At 62.2% G+C, this 12808-nt stretch carries 12 protein-coding genes; 5 read left to right on the forward strand and 7 right to left on the reverse strand.

Annotated features, from left to right (window positions below; all coding sequences use genetic code 11):
* The first annotated feature begins 8 nt into the window (after positions 1-8).
* From AC3WTO_RS23575 to AC3WTO_RS23585, 3 genes are read left to right on the forward strand one after another with little or no spacing between them, the layout of a single operon-like run.
* Positions 9-1148: a CaiB/BaiF CoA transferase family protein gene (locus tag AC3WTO_RS23575; RefSeq protein WP_492463360.1), complete on the forward strand. Its 1140-nt coding sequence runs from the start codon at positions 9-11 to the stop codon at positions 1146-1148.
* Positions 1148-2059 carry an HpcH/HpaI aldolase/citrate lyase family protein gene (locus AC3WTO_RS23580; protein WP_492463359.1) on the forward strand — a complete coding sequence of 304 codons (912 nt, stop codon included), beginning with the start codon at positions 1148-1150 and terminating at the stop codon, positions 2057-2059. The genes AC3WTO_RS23575 and AC3WTO_RS23580 overlap by 1 nt, the downstream gene beginning before the upstream one ends.
* Complete coding sequence (locus tag AC3WTO_RS23585; RefSeq protein WP_492463358.1) at positions 2056-3555, forward strand: fumarate hydratase; 1500 nt, start codon at positions 2056-2058, stop codon at positions 3553-3555. The genes AC3WTO_RS23580 and AC3WTO_RS23585 overlap by 4 nt, the downstream gene beginning before the upstream one ends.
* A gap of 48 nt (positions 3556-3603) precedes the next feature.
* Here the strand turns inward: AC3WTO_RS23585 and AC3WTO_RS23590 are convergent, their stop codons facing one another.
* Positions 3604-4167, reverse strand: a complete 564-nt coding sequence (locus AC3WTO_RS23590; protein ID WP_492463357.1) for a hypothetical protein — start codon at positions 4165-4167, stop codon at positions 3604-3606.
* Positions 4168-4369: 202 nt separating this feature from the next.
* Here AC3WTO_RS23590 and AC3WTO_RS23595 point away from each other — a divergent pair, with 202 nt between their 5' ends.
* On the forward strand, positions 4370-4633 hold the full coding sequence (locus AC3WTO_RS23595; protein WP_492463356.1) for a hypothetical protein: 264 nt from the start codon (positions 4370-4372) through the stop codon (positions 4631-4633).
* Between the two features lie 67 nt (positions 4634-4700).
* On the opposite strand, the gene AC3WTO_RS23600 is transcribed toward AC3WTO_RS23595, so the two are convergent.
* The 3 genes from AC3WTO_RS23600 to AC3WTO_RS23610 form a co-directional block, all read right to left on the reverse strand.
* The gene (locus AC3WTO_RS23600; RefSeq protein WP_492463355.1) at positions 4701-5684 is read right to left on the reverse strand and encodes a quinone oxidoreductase family protein; all 984 of its coding nucleotides are present in this window, start codon (positions 5682-5684) and stop codon (positions 4701-4703) included.
* A gap of 136 nt (positions 5685-5820) precedes the next feature.
* The gene (locus AC3WTO_RS23605) at positions 5821-7215 is read right to left on the reverse strand and encodes a multicopper oxidase family protein (protein WP_492463354.1); all 1395 of its coding nucleotides are present in this window, start codon (positions 7213-7215) and stop codon (positions 5821-5823) included.
* Between the two features lie 53 nt (positions 7216-7268).
* The gene (locus AC3WTO_RS23610; RefSeq protein ID WP_492463353.1) at positions 7269-7583 is read right to left on the reverse strand and encodes a hypothetical protein; all 315 of its coding nucleotides are present in this window, start codon (positions 7581-7583) and stop codon (positions 7269-7271) included.
* 243 nt (positions 7584-7826) lie between these two features.
* Between AC3WTO_RS23610 and AC3WTO_RS23615 the strand changes: the two genes are divergently transcribed.
* Positions 7827-8906 carry an AbrB family transcriptional regulator gene (locus tag AC3WTO_RS23615; protein WP_492463352.1) on the forward strand — a complete coding sequence of 360 codons (1080 nt, stop codon included), beginning with the start codon at positions 7827-7829 and terminating at the stop codon, positions 8904-8906.
* Between the two features lie 15 nt (positions 8907-8921).
* On the opposite strand, the gene AC3WTO_RS23620 is transcribed toward AC3WTO_RS23615, so the two are convergent.
* The 3 genes from AC3WTO_RS23620 to AC3WTO_RS23630 all read right to left on the reverse strand — a co-directional run bounded on the left by AC3WTO_RS23620 (position 8922) and on the right by AC3WTO_RS23630 (position 12729).
* A complete protein-coding gene (locus AC3WTO_RS23620) occupies positions 8922-10373 on the reverse strand; it encodes an aldehyde dehydrogenase (RefSeq protein ID WP_492463351.1) in 1452 nt (483 codons plus the stop codon).
* A gap of 109 nt (positions 10374-10482) precedes the next feature.
* Complete coding sequence (locus AC3WTO_RS23625; RefSeq protein WP_492463350.1) at positions 10483-11268, reverse strand: coniferyl-alcohol dehydrogenase; 786 nt, start codon at positions 11266-11268, stop codon at positions 10483-10485.
* 24 nt (positions 11269-11292) lie between these two features.
* Positions 11293-12729, reverse strand: a complete 1437-nt coding sequence (locus AC3WTO_RS23630) for an aldehyde dehydrogenase (RefSeq protein ID WP_492463472.1) — start codon at positions 12727-12729, stop codon at positions 11293-11295.
* Between the last annotated feature and the right edge of the window lie 79 nt (positions 12730-12808).

The raw sequence follows: 12808 nt of genomic DNA on the forward strand, positions 1-12808 counted from the left end.
GACGAGCAATGCAGGACGATCTCAGAGGCCTTACGGTGGTGGCCATCGAACAGGCGGTTGCCGCCCCTTATGCGACGTGTCGTCTTGCTGACGCAGGCGCACGCGTCATCAAGATAGAGAGGCCAGACGGAGGCGACTTCGCGCGCCATTACGACAGGCTGGTTGAAGGGCAGAGCGCCTACTTCGTCTGGCTGAACCGAGGCAAGGAGTCGGTCTGCCTCGACCTGAAATCCCCTGGGGATGTGGCACTGCTCAAGACGATGATCCTGTCGGCCGACATCTTCATCCAGAACCTGAAGCCCGGCTCGCTGGATAGGCTCGGTCTCGGATCAAAAGCCCTGCGCGGGCAGAACCCGCGCCTGATCACCTGCGACATCACGGGTTTCGGGACCTCAGGTCCGCGCGCCGGGCTTAAAGCTTACGATCTCATCGTGCAGGCTGAAAGCGGCCTCGCCTCCATCACAGGCACAGCGGACGGGCCGGCACGTGTCGGCGTCTCGGTCTGCGACATCGCAGCCGGCATGACGGCACATGCGGCGATCCTCCAGGCGGTCGTTGGTCTCCACCGCACCGGCAAGGGGCGCGCCATCGCGGTTTCCCTGTTCGACAGCATTGCGGACTGGATGAATGTGCCCATCCTGCAATACCTCTATGGTGGGCATGAGAGTGTACGCGCCGGTGTGGCTCATCCTTCCATCGCGCCCTACGGCGCATTCCGCTGCCGAGACGGTGCAAACATCATCTTTTCAATCCAGAACGAGCGCGAATGGGTTCTGCTGTGCGATCGGTTTCTTCAGCGTGCTGGACTTGCGTCTGATCCGCGCTTTGGGGACAATACCCGCCGGGTCGCCAACAGAGCCGAGCTGGATCACCTGATCGCCGACCATTTTTCGTCCCTCACTGGAGAGGATGCCGTGAGGTTGCTTGAGAGTTCGGGGATTGCCTATGGCCATCTGAACGAACTTCACGACGCGGCGGCCCATCCCCATCTGCGTTTTGTGCAGGTTGCGACCGAGCATGGCGAGATAAGGGTGATCGCTCCCGCAGCCATCACCAATGAGACGCCGTTCGACACACGTGCGGTCCCGGCGCTCGGACAGCATACAGAGACCATCCGCCGGGAATTCTCAGCGGCGGTGCCGGCGTGATGCCGGATATTCCTGCACCGACGGCCGAAAGGTCCTTATGGCGGTCGCTTTTGTTCGTGCCGGGTGACAACAAACGCATGCTGGCCAGCGCCAGCCGACGTGGTGCTGATGCACTCGTGGTCGATCTCGAAGACAGCGTTGCCGAGCAGGCGAAGGATCAGGCACGCGAGAACATCGCTGTTGTCCTTGAGACCGGATACGATGGGGGTGATCTTCTGGTCCGCATCAACAATGTACCTAGCCGGCGCGATGCCGATATTGCCGCGGCCATTGCAGCGGGGGCGGGCGGTATCGTCGTTCCAAAGGCGGAAGATGCAGTTGGTCTTGTCGCCATCCTCAACACGGTGCGAGCCGCCGAGCAGAACCGCGGCAGGGGCCCCGGTTCGGTCAAGTTGGTGCCGCTCGTCGAAACGCCGCAGGGCCTGTTTCGCCTGCGGGAAATTGCAGCCGCGCCGGCGGTTGCCGCAATCAGCCTGGGTGACGAAGACCTGGCGCTGTCACTTGGCTGCCAGGCAGGTTCAGCGACACTCGCCACATTCAAGCATCACCTCGTCGCAGCAGCAGCCGAAGCCGGTTGCCAGCCTCTTGGCCTGGGTTGCAGCATCGCGCAATTTGGCGATCTTCAAGCTTTTCAAGCGGGCGCAATGCTGGCGAGATCCTGGGGGATGGCGGGAGCGTTCTGTATCCATCCGGCTCAGGTCGGTATCCTGAACGCAGTGTTTGCGCCGCGGCAGGAAGACGTCGAGCACGCCCGGCAAATCGTCGAAGCCTATGCGGCCGCCGTGGCCTGCGGTCACGGTGCGGTTGCTTACGCCGGGGTCATGATCGATCGGCCGATCGTGGAACGGGCCTACCGCACGCTCCAGGCTGCTGCACATGCCAGCAAGGCTGAGGGAGGGCCGTATTCGTGACTGTCATAACCGATGACGACCTGCGCCGCAGCATAACCGATGCATTTCAACTGATCTCGTTCGCGCATCCTCGGGATTTCGTGCGCCATCTCGCCGATGCATGGCGGCGCGAGGAAAGTGCACTGGCGAAGAATGCAATGGGGCAGATCCTGGTCAATTCCCGCATGGCTCTGCTCGGCCGGCGCCCGATCTGCCAGGATACGGGCGTCGCCAGTGTTTTCCTGCGTGTCGGTCTTAAAGTCCGTATCGAGACGGATCGCTCGCTCGAAGAGATCATCAATGACGGCGTGCGTGCGGCCTACCGCGACGAAGCCAATCCATTGCGATCTTCGATCGTTGCGGATCCGCTTTTCGGCCGGCGCAACACAGGCGACAACACACCGGCGATGGTCCATACCGAAATGGTTCCCGGGGATACGATCGAGGTGTTCGCTACCGCCAAAGGCGCGGGTTCCGAGAACAAGACGAAGTTCGGCGTGCTGCTGCCGCGGGATGATGTCGTTTCGTGGGTCGTGGATCGCGTCGCCGAGATGGGGGCAGGATGGTGCCCGCCGGGCGTCCTGGGCATCGGCGTCGGCGGTAGTTCAGAGCGTGCCATGCTGCTGGCCAAGAAGGCGCTTCTCGATCCCCTCGACATGCATGAACTTCTTGCAAAGGGGCCGGCAGGCAAGGTCGACGAAATGCGGCTGGATATCTACCAGCGCGTCAACGCGCTCGGCATCGGTGCACAGGGTTTGGGTGGGACGACGACCGTGCTTGACGTCAAGATGCTCACGCATCCGACGCATGCCGCATCGTTGCCGGTGGCGCTGGTTCCCAATTGCGCGGCGCATCGGCATGTACATTTCACGCTCGATGGCTCAGGTCCCGCCAACCTTGCCGCCCCAAGCGCCGAGGACTGGCCACAGATCGTCCTCGACCAGGCGGAGACCAACACGCGCCATGTCGATCTCGATTCATTGAAACGCGCTGATGTACAGACGTGGCAAGCCGGCGAGACCTTGCTGCTTTCGGGGCGCCTGCTGACCGCTCGAGATGCCGCGCACCACAGGGTGGTGGGATTGATGAAGGACGGAAAACCGCTGCCCACGCCGCTGGAAGGGCGGGTCATCTATTATGTCGGCCCGGTGGATGCTGTCGGCAATGAGGTCATAGGCCCGGCGGGGCCAACCACAGCCAGCCGCATGGATCCGTTCATGGACAGCATCCTGGGCGATGCCGGGGCGCTGGCAACGATCGGGAAGGGTGAGCGTGGGCTGGAAGCCATTGCAGCGATCAAACAACATGGCGCGGCCTCGCTGATCGCCGTCGGCGGCGCGGCTTTCCTGATTTCGCAATCCATAAGGGCTGCGCGTATCGTGGCCTTCGAAGATCTGGGGATGGAGGCGATCCACGAATTCGAGGTGCAGGATCTGCCAGTCATCGTCGCCGTCGACAGCACGGGGCGCTCCATCCATGAAGATGGGCCGCTGAGGTGGCGGCGAGTTGGAGCCTGAGCAAAAGCCTCTGTAAAACGCGCATGTCCATGCACGCCGCGTTTCATTTCAGCCTGGACTACGGTCTACACCGGGCCTATCTGGGTCGACGACCCTGATGGCTCCGCCGCGAGCCGATAGCACCGAGCTTTCGGAATATCGGCCGTCGCCCAATGCCGCGCTTTGGCCGAGGCTGACCATCCGTACGATCACTTCATGGCGTTGGAACACCAGCAGGTTGCCGTCCTGGACATAAGAGCCACGGTAGGTGCCGTCTCCGTCGAGCGTGACCTCCTGCCCCAATTCTTGTGCGATCCTTGCGCCGCTGGCGATGGGGCCGGTGAAGACATGCACCGACGTCCAATCGCCGGGAGCCAGGTCCTTGAACGGTCTGGAGCCGCCCGAACGAACCAGCTCGAGCAGCGCCTTCTCCAGATCGCCGTCGAACTTCACCCTGACAGGAGGTCCATCACATCCGGCCAGCAAAGCAAACATGGTCATCAGGGCAAAATCAAGCGCATCAGGGACGCCCGCAAGAGTTCCAGGAAACCGTCGTACGAAGACGTTTGAAAGGTCCCGAACGTTTTTCTCTACGCCTTCAAAAGAACTCTGTGAACAAGGCCCCTCGAGCATACCGATCGCTCCTGACAGGAATGCGCAAGCCACCGTGTTATGGTGCACCAGCTACCGGCACCTGTCCTTCAGAGGAGAGTTCATCACGTCTAAGATCAATCGCCGCACCCTGCTGCTTCAATCCGGCGGCGCCGTCGTCGCCACAACGGTTGAGGTCATGGCCCATGGCGCCCCACGCAGGGACAAAGAACCAGGCGCCGAGTTGACCGCGCTGATCGAGGCGCACAAATCATCCTACCTCGCGCTCCGCAAAACGGTAGAAGAAATCGGCGGCAGAGGCAGTGTCTTCGAGGATGTCTGTCGAACCGAAGAAACCGCGCTTGTGGCGATCTGCGCCTACCCCGCGACCACGGAGGGTGATCGCTGGGCCAAGGCCCGTTACCTGCTGGAGATCGAGGCGCGCGGCGAACTTGACCTGTCGCAGCACATGCAATCGGTTCTTCGTTCGACGATGTGGAAGGGTTAGGCACCAGTCGCGAGCGCGGGTTGCCAAACCGTGGCGCGGTCTTCCCTGTGGGCGGAGGGTCAAACCGTCAGGGCTTTCGGGGCGGCAACAGCGCCAGCTTTCCCAGATAGTGCGTGCCCAGCATCCGGTGTGCCTCCACCGCCTCGTCGAGGTGAAATGCCTTAGCGACATGAACTTCGAAAGAGCTTGATTCAATGATCGCGTTGAGCCTGTCGGTCGCCGTGCGGCGGCGATCACCATTGTACATAAACAATTGCATGCCCGACGGTGTTTTGGGCTCAGGCTGCACTCCGTAGGGGACAGCGACCCGCCCGGTATTCCTGAGTGCCCGCAAAGCGCGCTCGGATGTCTCTCCACCAACCATAACGAGGGCCGCATCCAATCCGCCCGGAGAGAACCGGCGGGCCGCAGCTTCGACATCGTCCGTGCGTCCATTTACCGTGGCGTGCGCGCCAAGCCTTTCCGCAAGGGCAACACCATCGTCACCCGAGGCGACGGCAAAGACGCGAACTCCCTTGTGCAGGGCCAATTGTAGCGCCATGTGGCCAATGCCGCCGCTTGCGCCAAAGATCATCAGCGTCTCGCCCGGAGTGAGGTTCAACGTTTCCAGACCGCTCAGCGCGGTCAAAGCGTCCCACCCCATGACCCCGGCCTGCTGGATCGTGAGTTTTCCTGGAATAGGGGCAACGTGTTCGGCATCCACGACGGCGTATTCGGCGTAGAAGCCGCCGCGGGGCAGCGGCATCGATGCCGCGTAAACACGGTCGCCTATATGGAAGCGGCCGACATTCCTGCCGACTTCGACAATCCTGCCGGCACCGTCCCAACCCAAAATGTACGGAAACGTCGAGGCGCCGAAATAACCATCATATTGCCCCTCGCGTTCAACTGCGTCCCACGATGCTGCTCCCGCTGCCTCCATCTGGATGAGAACATCGTCGGCACCCACCTGAGGCAGGGGAACCTGTTCCATATGAATTTCGCTGATGCCGCCAAAACGATTTATCACCGCGGCAGCCATGGTGGGCTTCTTCATTGCCAGATCCTTCACGCTTGCAATCCCGATAAACCTACTCACAGTAAGTTACTATTGGTAGGTTCTTGTCGGCGCGAATGTCAAGCCCCGTTCGTGCCGGGCTGATATCGGTCAATGTCGAGCGGAAATGGTAACCCGCGGCCGATGCGGCTCAGACGACGCGGAAGTAGCTCGTCATGCCTGTCTTCTGATGCTCGATGATGTGGCAATGCAGCAGCCAGTCGCCGAGATTGTCGGCTACGAAACCCAACTGTACCTTCTCATCCGCCTGGATGAGATAGGTATCCGAGATCTGCGGTTGCACCGGCCGCTTCGAAGAGGACAGAACCTTGAAGCTCATGCCATGCAGATGGATGGGATGGACCTGTGGCGTCAGGTTCTCCAGGTCGAGAATATAGCTCTTACCCAGCTTCAGCTCGGCCAATGGCGCTGTCGGGTCGGGTGTATCGCCGGGCCATGGCACCTTGTTTATGGCCCAGAAGCTGTATCCCAGCGAGCCGCAGATGCTGTCCTTCGAAGCATTTTCCGCCGTGGCGCTCAGCGACAGCCGGATATGCTGGGCGGCGCCGGCGTCGACAAGTTCGACCGGATTGGGTTCGAGCGGTACGAGATCGCGCAGGTCGCGTCGCAGCGAGGTTCCAACCGAGCGCAGCGTCGCCAGCACCGCCGACTTTGTCCCGCGAAGGTCCTCGAGGCTGACAATGGCACCCTCCTGGTCAGGCATGCGCACCGCCAACTCCAGGCGCTGGCCCGGGCCAAGCTGGAGCAGGTCGAGCGGGAAGGGCTGCGGAACCGGATTGCCATCCATGGCAATCACCGTTGCATCGGCTCCCTGAACGCGAAACGCATAGACCCGGGTGACGTCGGTAATCGCTATGCGCAGGCGTACGAGCGCCCCGGAGGGCGCATCGTATTGCGGCTGCTCGATCCAGTTGGCGGTGCGCACCGTGCCGAAGGTTCCCGACCTAGCGGCATCGCGGGGCCGATACTGCTCGATGAACTGGCTGTCGCCACCCAGGCGCCAGTCCCGCAGATTAAGCACCACTTCCGCATCGAACTCAGGGTCGTTGGGATTCTCCACGACGATCACGCCGGTCAGGCCGTGGCCCATCTGGATCAGCGTGTTGCAGTGCGGGTGGTACCAGAAAGTGCCGGCATCCGGCGGCGTGAAGACATAGTCGAACTGGTCACCGGTGTAGACATAAGGCTGAACCAGAAACGGTACGCCGTCCATCTTGTTGGGAACCCGGATGCCGTGCCAGTGGATCGTGGTGGGTTCGTCGATGCCATTGACCAGCCGCGCCGCAAAGGTCTCGCCCTTCCGCATGCGCAAGGGGGGTGGAACACCTGCCTCGTCACCGTAGGTGAGTACGTCCCTGGTCAAGGCGGCGCCTGTCAGCTTTGCCTGAACCTTCCTGGGTTTGAGGATTCGTGGTTCGGGAACTGCCAAGGCCGAGCGCGTGAAATTGCCTGCCCACCCCAATCCGAGACCGCATGCGGCGGCAGCCGACGCGCTCAGGAACGTGCGGCGTGTGATTTTGGGCATGGGCATTCCACAGCGCTGTCTTGAGTTGCGACATCCCGCGTGAGTTCAGGTGTCTATGCTCTGCCGGCTATCGGCATCCGCCGCAAGTCAGTGATGTTGCGGTGGGTGCAGGCGGCCACCAGAGCGGTGCTGAGAATGTCCATATCGGTTTTAGGATCCGGTCGCCAGCCGCAAGGGCAGGGGGCGACACCAGAGTGCGCTTCCGCCATTTCACGATAGATTGTTCCGATCGACCGGGCCACCAGCCGCAGCACCGCCATGGGCGGCAATCCCGAGCGGTGCATGACCTCGCAGATCTCGTTCATCACGGTCGCGCGGATATGCGCTTCGGCGTTGGCATGGCGATTTTCGACTTCGATTTGTGACACGCGCTAACTCTCTGCATCGTCGTTTGAAGAAATCGCGGGCGTGGCTGCTGGCTGCGTCGCGCTTCGGCATCGCTGCGGTCGTTCCGCAGGCGGGTTCCCAATGAATTCGGCAACCCTATCGCACGGCGGCATCAAAGGAAACGAAAATATGAGTATTTTTATCATGTTTTATAACGAAAGGTCGGGGTGCCCGGTCGCGGGATCCTGCTGCTTGTCGGCCGATGGTGGTGATATAGGCTTTGCATGACCGCCAATCCCGAGTCGTTCTCCCGCTTTGCCGCCTTTGCCAAGTCATCACAGTGGCTGGTGCTGTTCCCGCTGACGCTGGTTCTGGTCACGCTGCTTGAACTGGTCCACCTGCCCGCGGCGCTGCTGATCGGTTCGCTGGTCTCTGGGATCCTGGCAGGCGTCAATGGAGCAACCGTACGTGTGCCGCGCATGGTGTTTGCTTCGGCGCAGGCGATCATCGGCTGTCTGATCGCGGGATCGATTTCCCTCAGTATCTTTTCGACGCTGGCAGAGGGGTGGGGCCTCGTGTCCGCTGTCGTGCTGGCAACGCTGGCAGCGTCCAGCCTTCTCGGCTGGTTGATCAGCCGTCTCGACATCCTGCCGGGAACAACCGGCGTCTGGGGCGCTGCGCCAGGGGCGTCTACCGCCATGGTGCTGATGGCGGGCGCGTTCGGGGCGGACCAGCGCCTTGTCGCGTTCATGCAATATCTGCGCGTGGTGATCGTCACCATTGCCGCAGCGGCGGTGGCGCGGCTGTGGGTGGACAAGTCGGGTGTGGCCGAACCGGCAATCGTCTGGTTTCCGCCGCTCGATTGGCCGGCCTTTGGCTTGACCCTGGTCGTTGCCGCGGTCGGCGGTTTCGCGGGCCGGATCGTGCGCTTGCCGTCGCCTTATTTCCTTGGTGCTTTCATTGTTGGCGGCATCATCCATCTGGCATTTGGGCTGACAATGCAGATTCCGGAATGGCTGCTGGCGGTCAGCTACGTTGCCATCGGCTGGACCGTAGGGTTGAATTTCACCATCGGCACCGTGCGCCATGCAGCCAGGGCTTTACCGCAGATCATCGCCGCCATTCTCGCGCTGATGGGTTTTTGCGGCCTGATGGCGTGGCTGATCGTCATCATGTTCGATGTCGATCCGCTGACCGCCTATCTGGCGACCAGTCCTGGCGGCATGGATTCGGTGGCGATCATCGCCGCGGCATCGGACCGGGTCGATCTTTCCTTCGTGATGGCGCTGCAAGCGGCCCGGTTCCTCGTGGTCCTGCTGGCTGGGCCCAGCCTGTCGCGTCTGGTTGCCCGGACGCTCAAGTAAGACGCGGGCGCTCCATCAGAACGGATAATGCTGATGGGGATCTTCGACCGTTATCCAGCGCAGATCGGTGAACTCGGCAATCGCCGCCTTGCCGCCAAAACGGCCGTAGCCTGAATTCTTGACGCCGCCAAACGGCATCTGCGCCTCGTCATGCACGGTCGGTCCGTTGATGTGGCAAATCCCGCTCTCGATGCGGGCCGCGACTGCCATGGCGCGCTGGATGTTTCGGCTATAGACCGAAGACGACAGGCCATATTCCGTGTCGTTGGCGATGGCGATTGCTTCCTCCTCATCCTTCACGCGGATTACGGGTTTCACCGGGCCGAAACTCTCCTCGTCATAGATGCGCATGCCAGCCCTGACGTCATCGAGTACCGTGGCATCAACGACGCTGCCCGTCCTGCCTCCGCCTGCAGCCAGTTTCGCTCCCTTGCCTTTGGCGTCGATGATCAGGCCATGCATCTTCTGTGCTGCCTCTGGGCTGACGAGGGAGCCGAGGACGACATGTCCGCGAGGATCGCCTGAAGTCAGCTTTCCTGCGCGCGCGGCCAGTTTCGAGACGAATTCGTCCGCTACTTTTTCCTGCACGATCAGCCGCTCGGTCGACATGCAGATCTGGCCCATATTGGCGAACGCGCCGAAGATCGCGCCGTTCACCGCGGCATCGATATCAGCATCATCAAGGATGATCATCGGCGCTTTTCCGCCCAGCTCCAGCAACGCAGGCTTCAGGTGCCGGCCCGCCAGTTCAGCAATGATGCGGCCCACCTTGGTCGAGCCGGTAAAATTGACGCGGCGAACCTGCGGCGCGGCAATCAATGCCTCGACCACGGCTGCCGCATCTTCGGGCGCGTTGGTGAGTACATTGACGACACCGGCCGGAATGCCGGCTTCAACGAGAACCTTGCCGATGGTCACGTGAATGCCAGGGCAGACCTCGGATGCTTTCAGGATGACGGTATTGCCGCAGGCGAGCGCCATTGCGATCGCACGCACCCCCAGGATGACGGGGGCATTCCAGGGCGCGATGCCGAGACAGACACCCGCCGGCTGGCGGACGCCCATGGAGAGGGTGCCCGGCTTGTCGGAGGGAATGATCTCGCCCTGGATATGGGTCGTCATGCTGGCGGCCTCGCGCAGCATGTTCGCGCCCAGCGTGGTGTTGAAGCCAGCCCAAGGCGCCGTACCGCCGGTCTCGGTAACCATCAGGTCGGTGAATTCGCCGACCCTGGCGGCCAGCAGATCGGCGGCCCTGTTCAGCAGCGCGCGCCGCTCCGCCGGACCGGTCCTGGACCAGGCCGGAAAAGCGTCCTGAGCAGCCGCGACCGCACCAGCGACGTCGTCGATACCGGCGGCGGGTGACCGTGTCGCCACCTGGCCGGTAAGAGGATCGATCCTGTCGAATGTCTTGCCCGATATGGCGCCAACGAAGCTGCCGCCGATGATCTGCTGAATGTCAATTGTCATTGCGTCCCCCTAGAGCATTTTTCAGGAAAAGTGCGCAGCGGTTTTCCGCCTTGAAATTGCGCAAAATCAAAGAGTTAGAGTTTTCCGCGTTCCGTGAAGACGCAAAGCTCTAGAAACCGAGAACGTCGGCATTGATCGATGCTTCAAGGCCGCCGTCGGCGGCCAGGTTCGTCCCGTTGATCCAGCGCGCGGCGTCCGAGGCGGCAAACAGGATCACAGGGGCAATATCGGAGGCCGTGCCTGCCCGTCCGACGCGGGTGATGTCTGAATCGACCTTGGCGTCGCCGAGGACCGCGCGGAATTGCGTAAGGATCGGCGTTTCGACCGGGCCAGGGCTGACGGCATTGACGCGGATGCCGCGTTGCCTGAACAGCGGCTGATGCGCGGCCATCTGCGTCCACAGGATGAGAAGCTCCTTTGAGAGGGGATAGCCGATCTCGTCCGGCACGCCGTTCTCGGCCAGAACCCGGCCGATATCAGGAAAGCCGGGTGAGCTGACCAGCGTCCTGGCACGCGCCAGATTGGCTCGCCAGCCATAACCGGCGACCGACGCGACGTTTACGATTGCGCCGCCCTCGCGGATGCGCGGCGCCAATGTCTCGCTCAGCAGTCGCAGTCCATAAAAATTGATCGCCAGGGTGAGCGCGGCGCCGTCCGCACCGGAAACACCGGCGACATTCAGCAGCGCATCGATCCGATGCGGCAGCCGCGCAACGACTTCCGCGATGCCCTCCGGCGTGGCGAGGTCGCCCTTGAGAAACACACCGCGTGCGGCCGGCGGATCACGCATGTCGATGCCGATCACATCAGCGCCTTGCGCGATCGCCAGTTCGGCCGTGCGGGCGCCGATGCCGGACGAAACGCCGGTGATGACGATGGTCTTGCCGTCGAGCATGTCTCAAGCCTTTCTTTCCCCGGTTCAGATCGGATATTCGTCGCTGCCGTCGGAGATCGTGATCCAGCGCAACTCCGTGAATTCGTCGAGCGCCGCAGGTCCGCCGAATCTGCCGTAACCGCTCGCTTTCACCCCGCCGAACGGTATCTGCGGCTCATCGCATACGGTCGCCGAGTTGATGTGGCAGATTCCGGATTCAACTTGGCGTGCGACTTCGAAAGCGCGCGCTGTGTCGCGCCCGAAGACGGCGCCCGCCAGGCCGTATTCGCAGTCATTGGCGACCGTCACGGCTTCGTCGACTGAGCCGACGCGAATGATTGCCGCAACCGGTCCGAAGCTCTCCTCGCGATAGATGCGCATGGCACGCGTGACGTGGTCGATCACGGTGGCGTCCATGAAGGCGTGTTGGTTGTTGCCACCGGTCAGCAAGGTGGCGCCCTTGGCGACGGCATCTTCGATCAGGCCATGGATGCGGCGCGCGGACTCCGCGGTGACCAAAGCTCCGAGCGGCATGTCGCCGTGCCGCGGATCACCGGCGCGCAACGTGCTGGCCTTGGCGAGAAATTTTGCGACGAATGCATCGGCGATCTCATCCATGATGATGATACGCTCGGTCGACATGCAGATCTGACCCTGGTTGAAATAGGCGCCGAAGGCGGCGGCTTCGACCGCGCGGTCCAGATCGGCGTCGTCGAGAACAATGAAGGCCGCTTTGCCTCCGAGTTCCAGCAGGCATCGCTTGAGATGTTTGGCGGCCGTCTGCGCGATGATCCGCCCCACGCGCGTCGAGCCGGTGAAATTGATGCGGCGCACGACCGGATGGGAAATCAATGTCTCGACGATTGCCGAAGCGCTCGCCGGTGCATTCGAGACGATGTTGAGCACGCCGGCAGGAAAGCCCGCCTCGGTGATCACATCCCCAATCAGCCTGTGGGTGGCAGGACAAAGTTCCGACGACTTGAGCACCACGGTGTTGCCGCAGGCCAGCGCCATCGCGATCGAGCGCACGCCCAGGATCACGGGAGCGTTCCATGGGGCGATCGCCAGACAGACGCCCGCAGGCTGGCGATAAGCCATCGATGTCTTGCCGATGTAGTCGGTTGGAATGAGCTGGCCACCGATCTGCGTCGTCATGGCCGCCGCCTCGGACAAGATCCTCGCCGCAAGAGCGACGTTGAAGGCGCTCCATTCAGGTGTCGCTCCGGTCTCGGCCATCATTGCCGCCGTAAAGTCGACCTGACGGGCAAGAAGCCGTTGCGCGGCGCGCTCGAGCAGAGTGCGGCGATGGCTGGGGCTGGTCCGGGACCAGTCGGGAAAGGCCGCGGCCGCTGCATCGGCGGCACCGGCAGCATCCGCGGGCGTGGCGGCAGCCGCGATGGTGACCAGATCGCCGTTCACCGGGCTATGGCGTTCAAAGATCGCCGAATTGGCCGCCTCGATGTCGCGTCCGCCGACCATCATGGAAATTCGGCGAACGGGAGCCTGCGAAACACTGCACTGATCGTCAAACGACAGCTTCGCTTTGCTATGGGGACTGCTC

This window comes from Mesorhizobium sp. EU05-FHT14A09 (assembly GCF_058790995.1).

Coding starts and splice junctions, on each gene's coding strand:
- AC3WTO_RS23620 (WP_492463351.1), bottom strand. CDS start 10,373: ATGACAATTGACATTCAGCAGATCATCGGCGGCAGCTTCGTTGGCGCC.
- AC3WTO_RS23615 (WP_492463352.1), top strand. CDS start 7,827: ATGACCGCCAATCCCGAGTCGTTCTCCCGCTTTGCCGCCTTTGCCAAG.
- AC3WTO_RS23630 (WP_492463472.1), bottom strand. CDS start 12,729: ATGATGGTCGGCGGACGCGACATCGAGGCGGCCAATTCGGCGATCTTT.
- AC3WTO_RS23590 (WP_492463357.1), bottom strand. CDS start 4,167: ATGCTCGAGGGGCCTTGTTCACAGAGTTCTTTTGAAGGCGTAGAGAAA.
- AC3WTO_RS23625 (WP_492463350.1), bottom strand. CDS start 11,268: ATGCTCGACGGCAAGACCATCGTCATCACCGGCGTTTCGTCCGGCATC.
- AC3WTO_RS23575 (WP_492463360.1), top strand. CDS start 9: ATGCAGGACGATCTCAGAGGCCTTACGGTGGTGGCCATCGAACAGGCG.
- AC3WTO_RS23605 (WP_492463354.1), bottom strand. CDS start 7,215: ATGCCCAAAATCACACGCCGCACGTTCCTGAGCGCGTCGGCTGCCGCC.
- AC3WTO_RS23580 (WP_492463359.1), top strand. CDS start 1,148: ATGCCGGATATTCCTGCACCGACGGCCGAAAGGTCCTTATGGCGGTCG.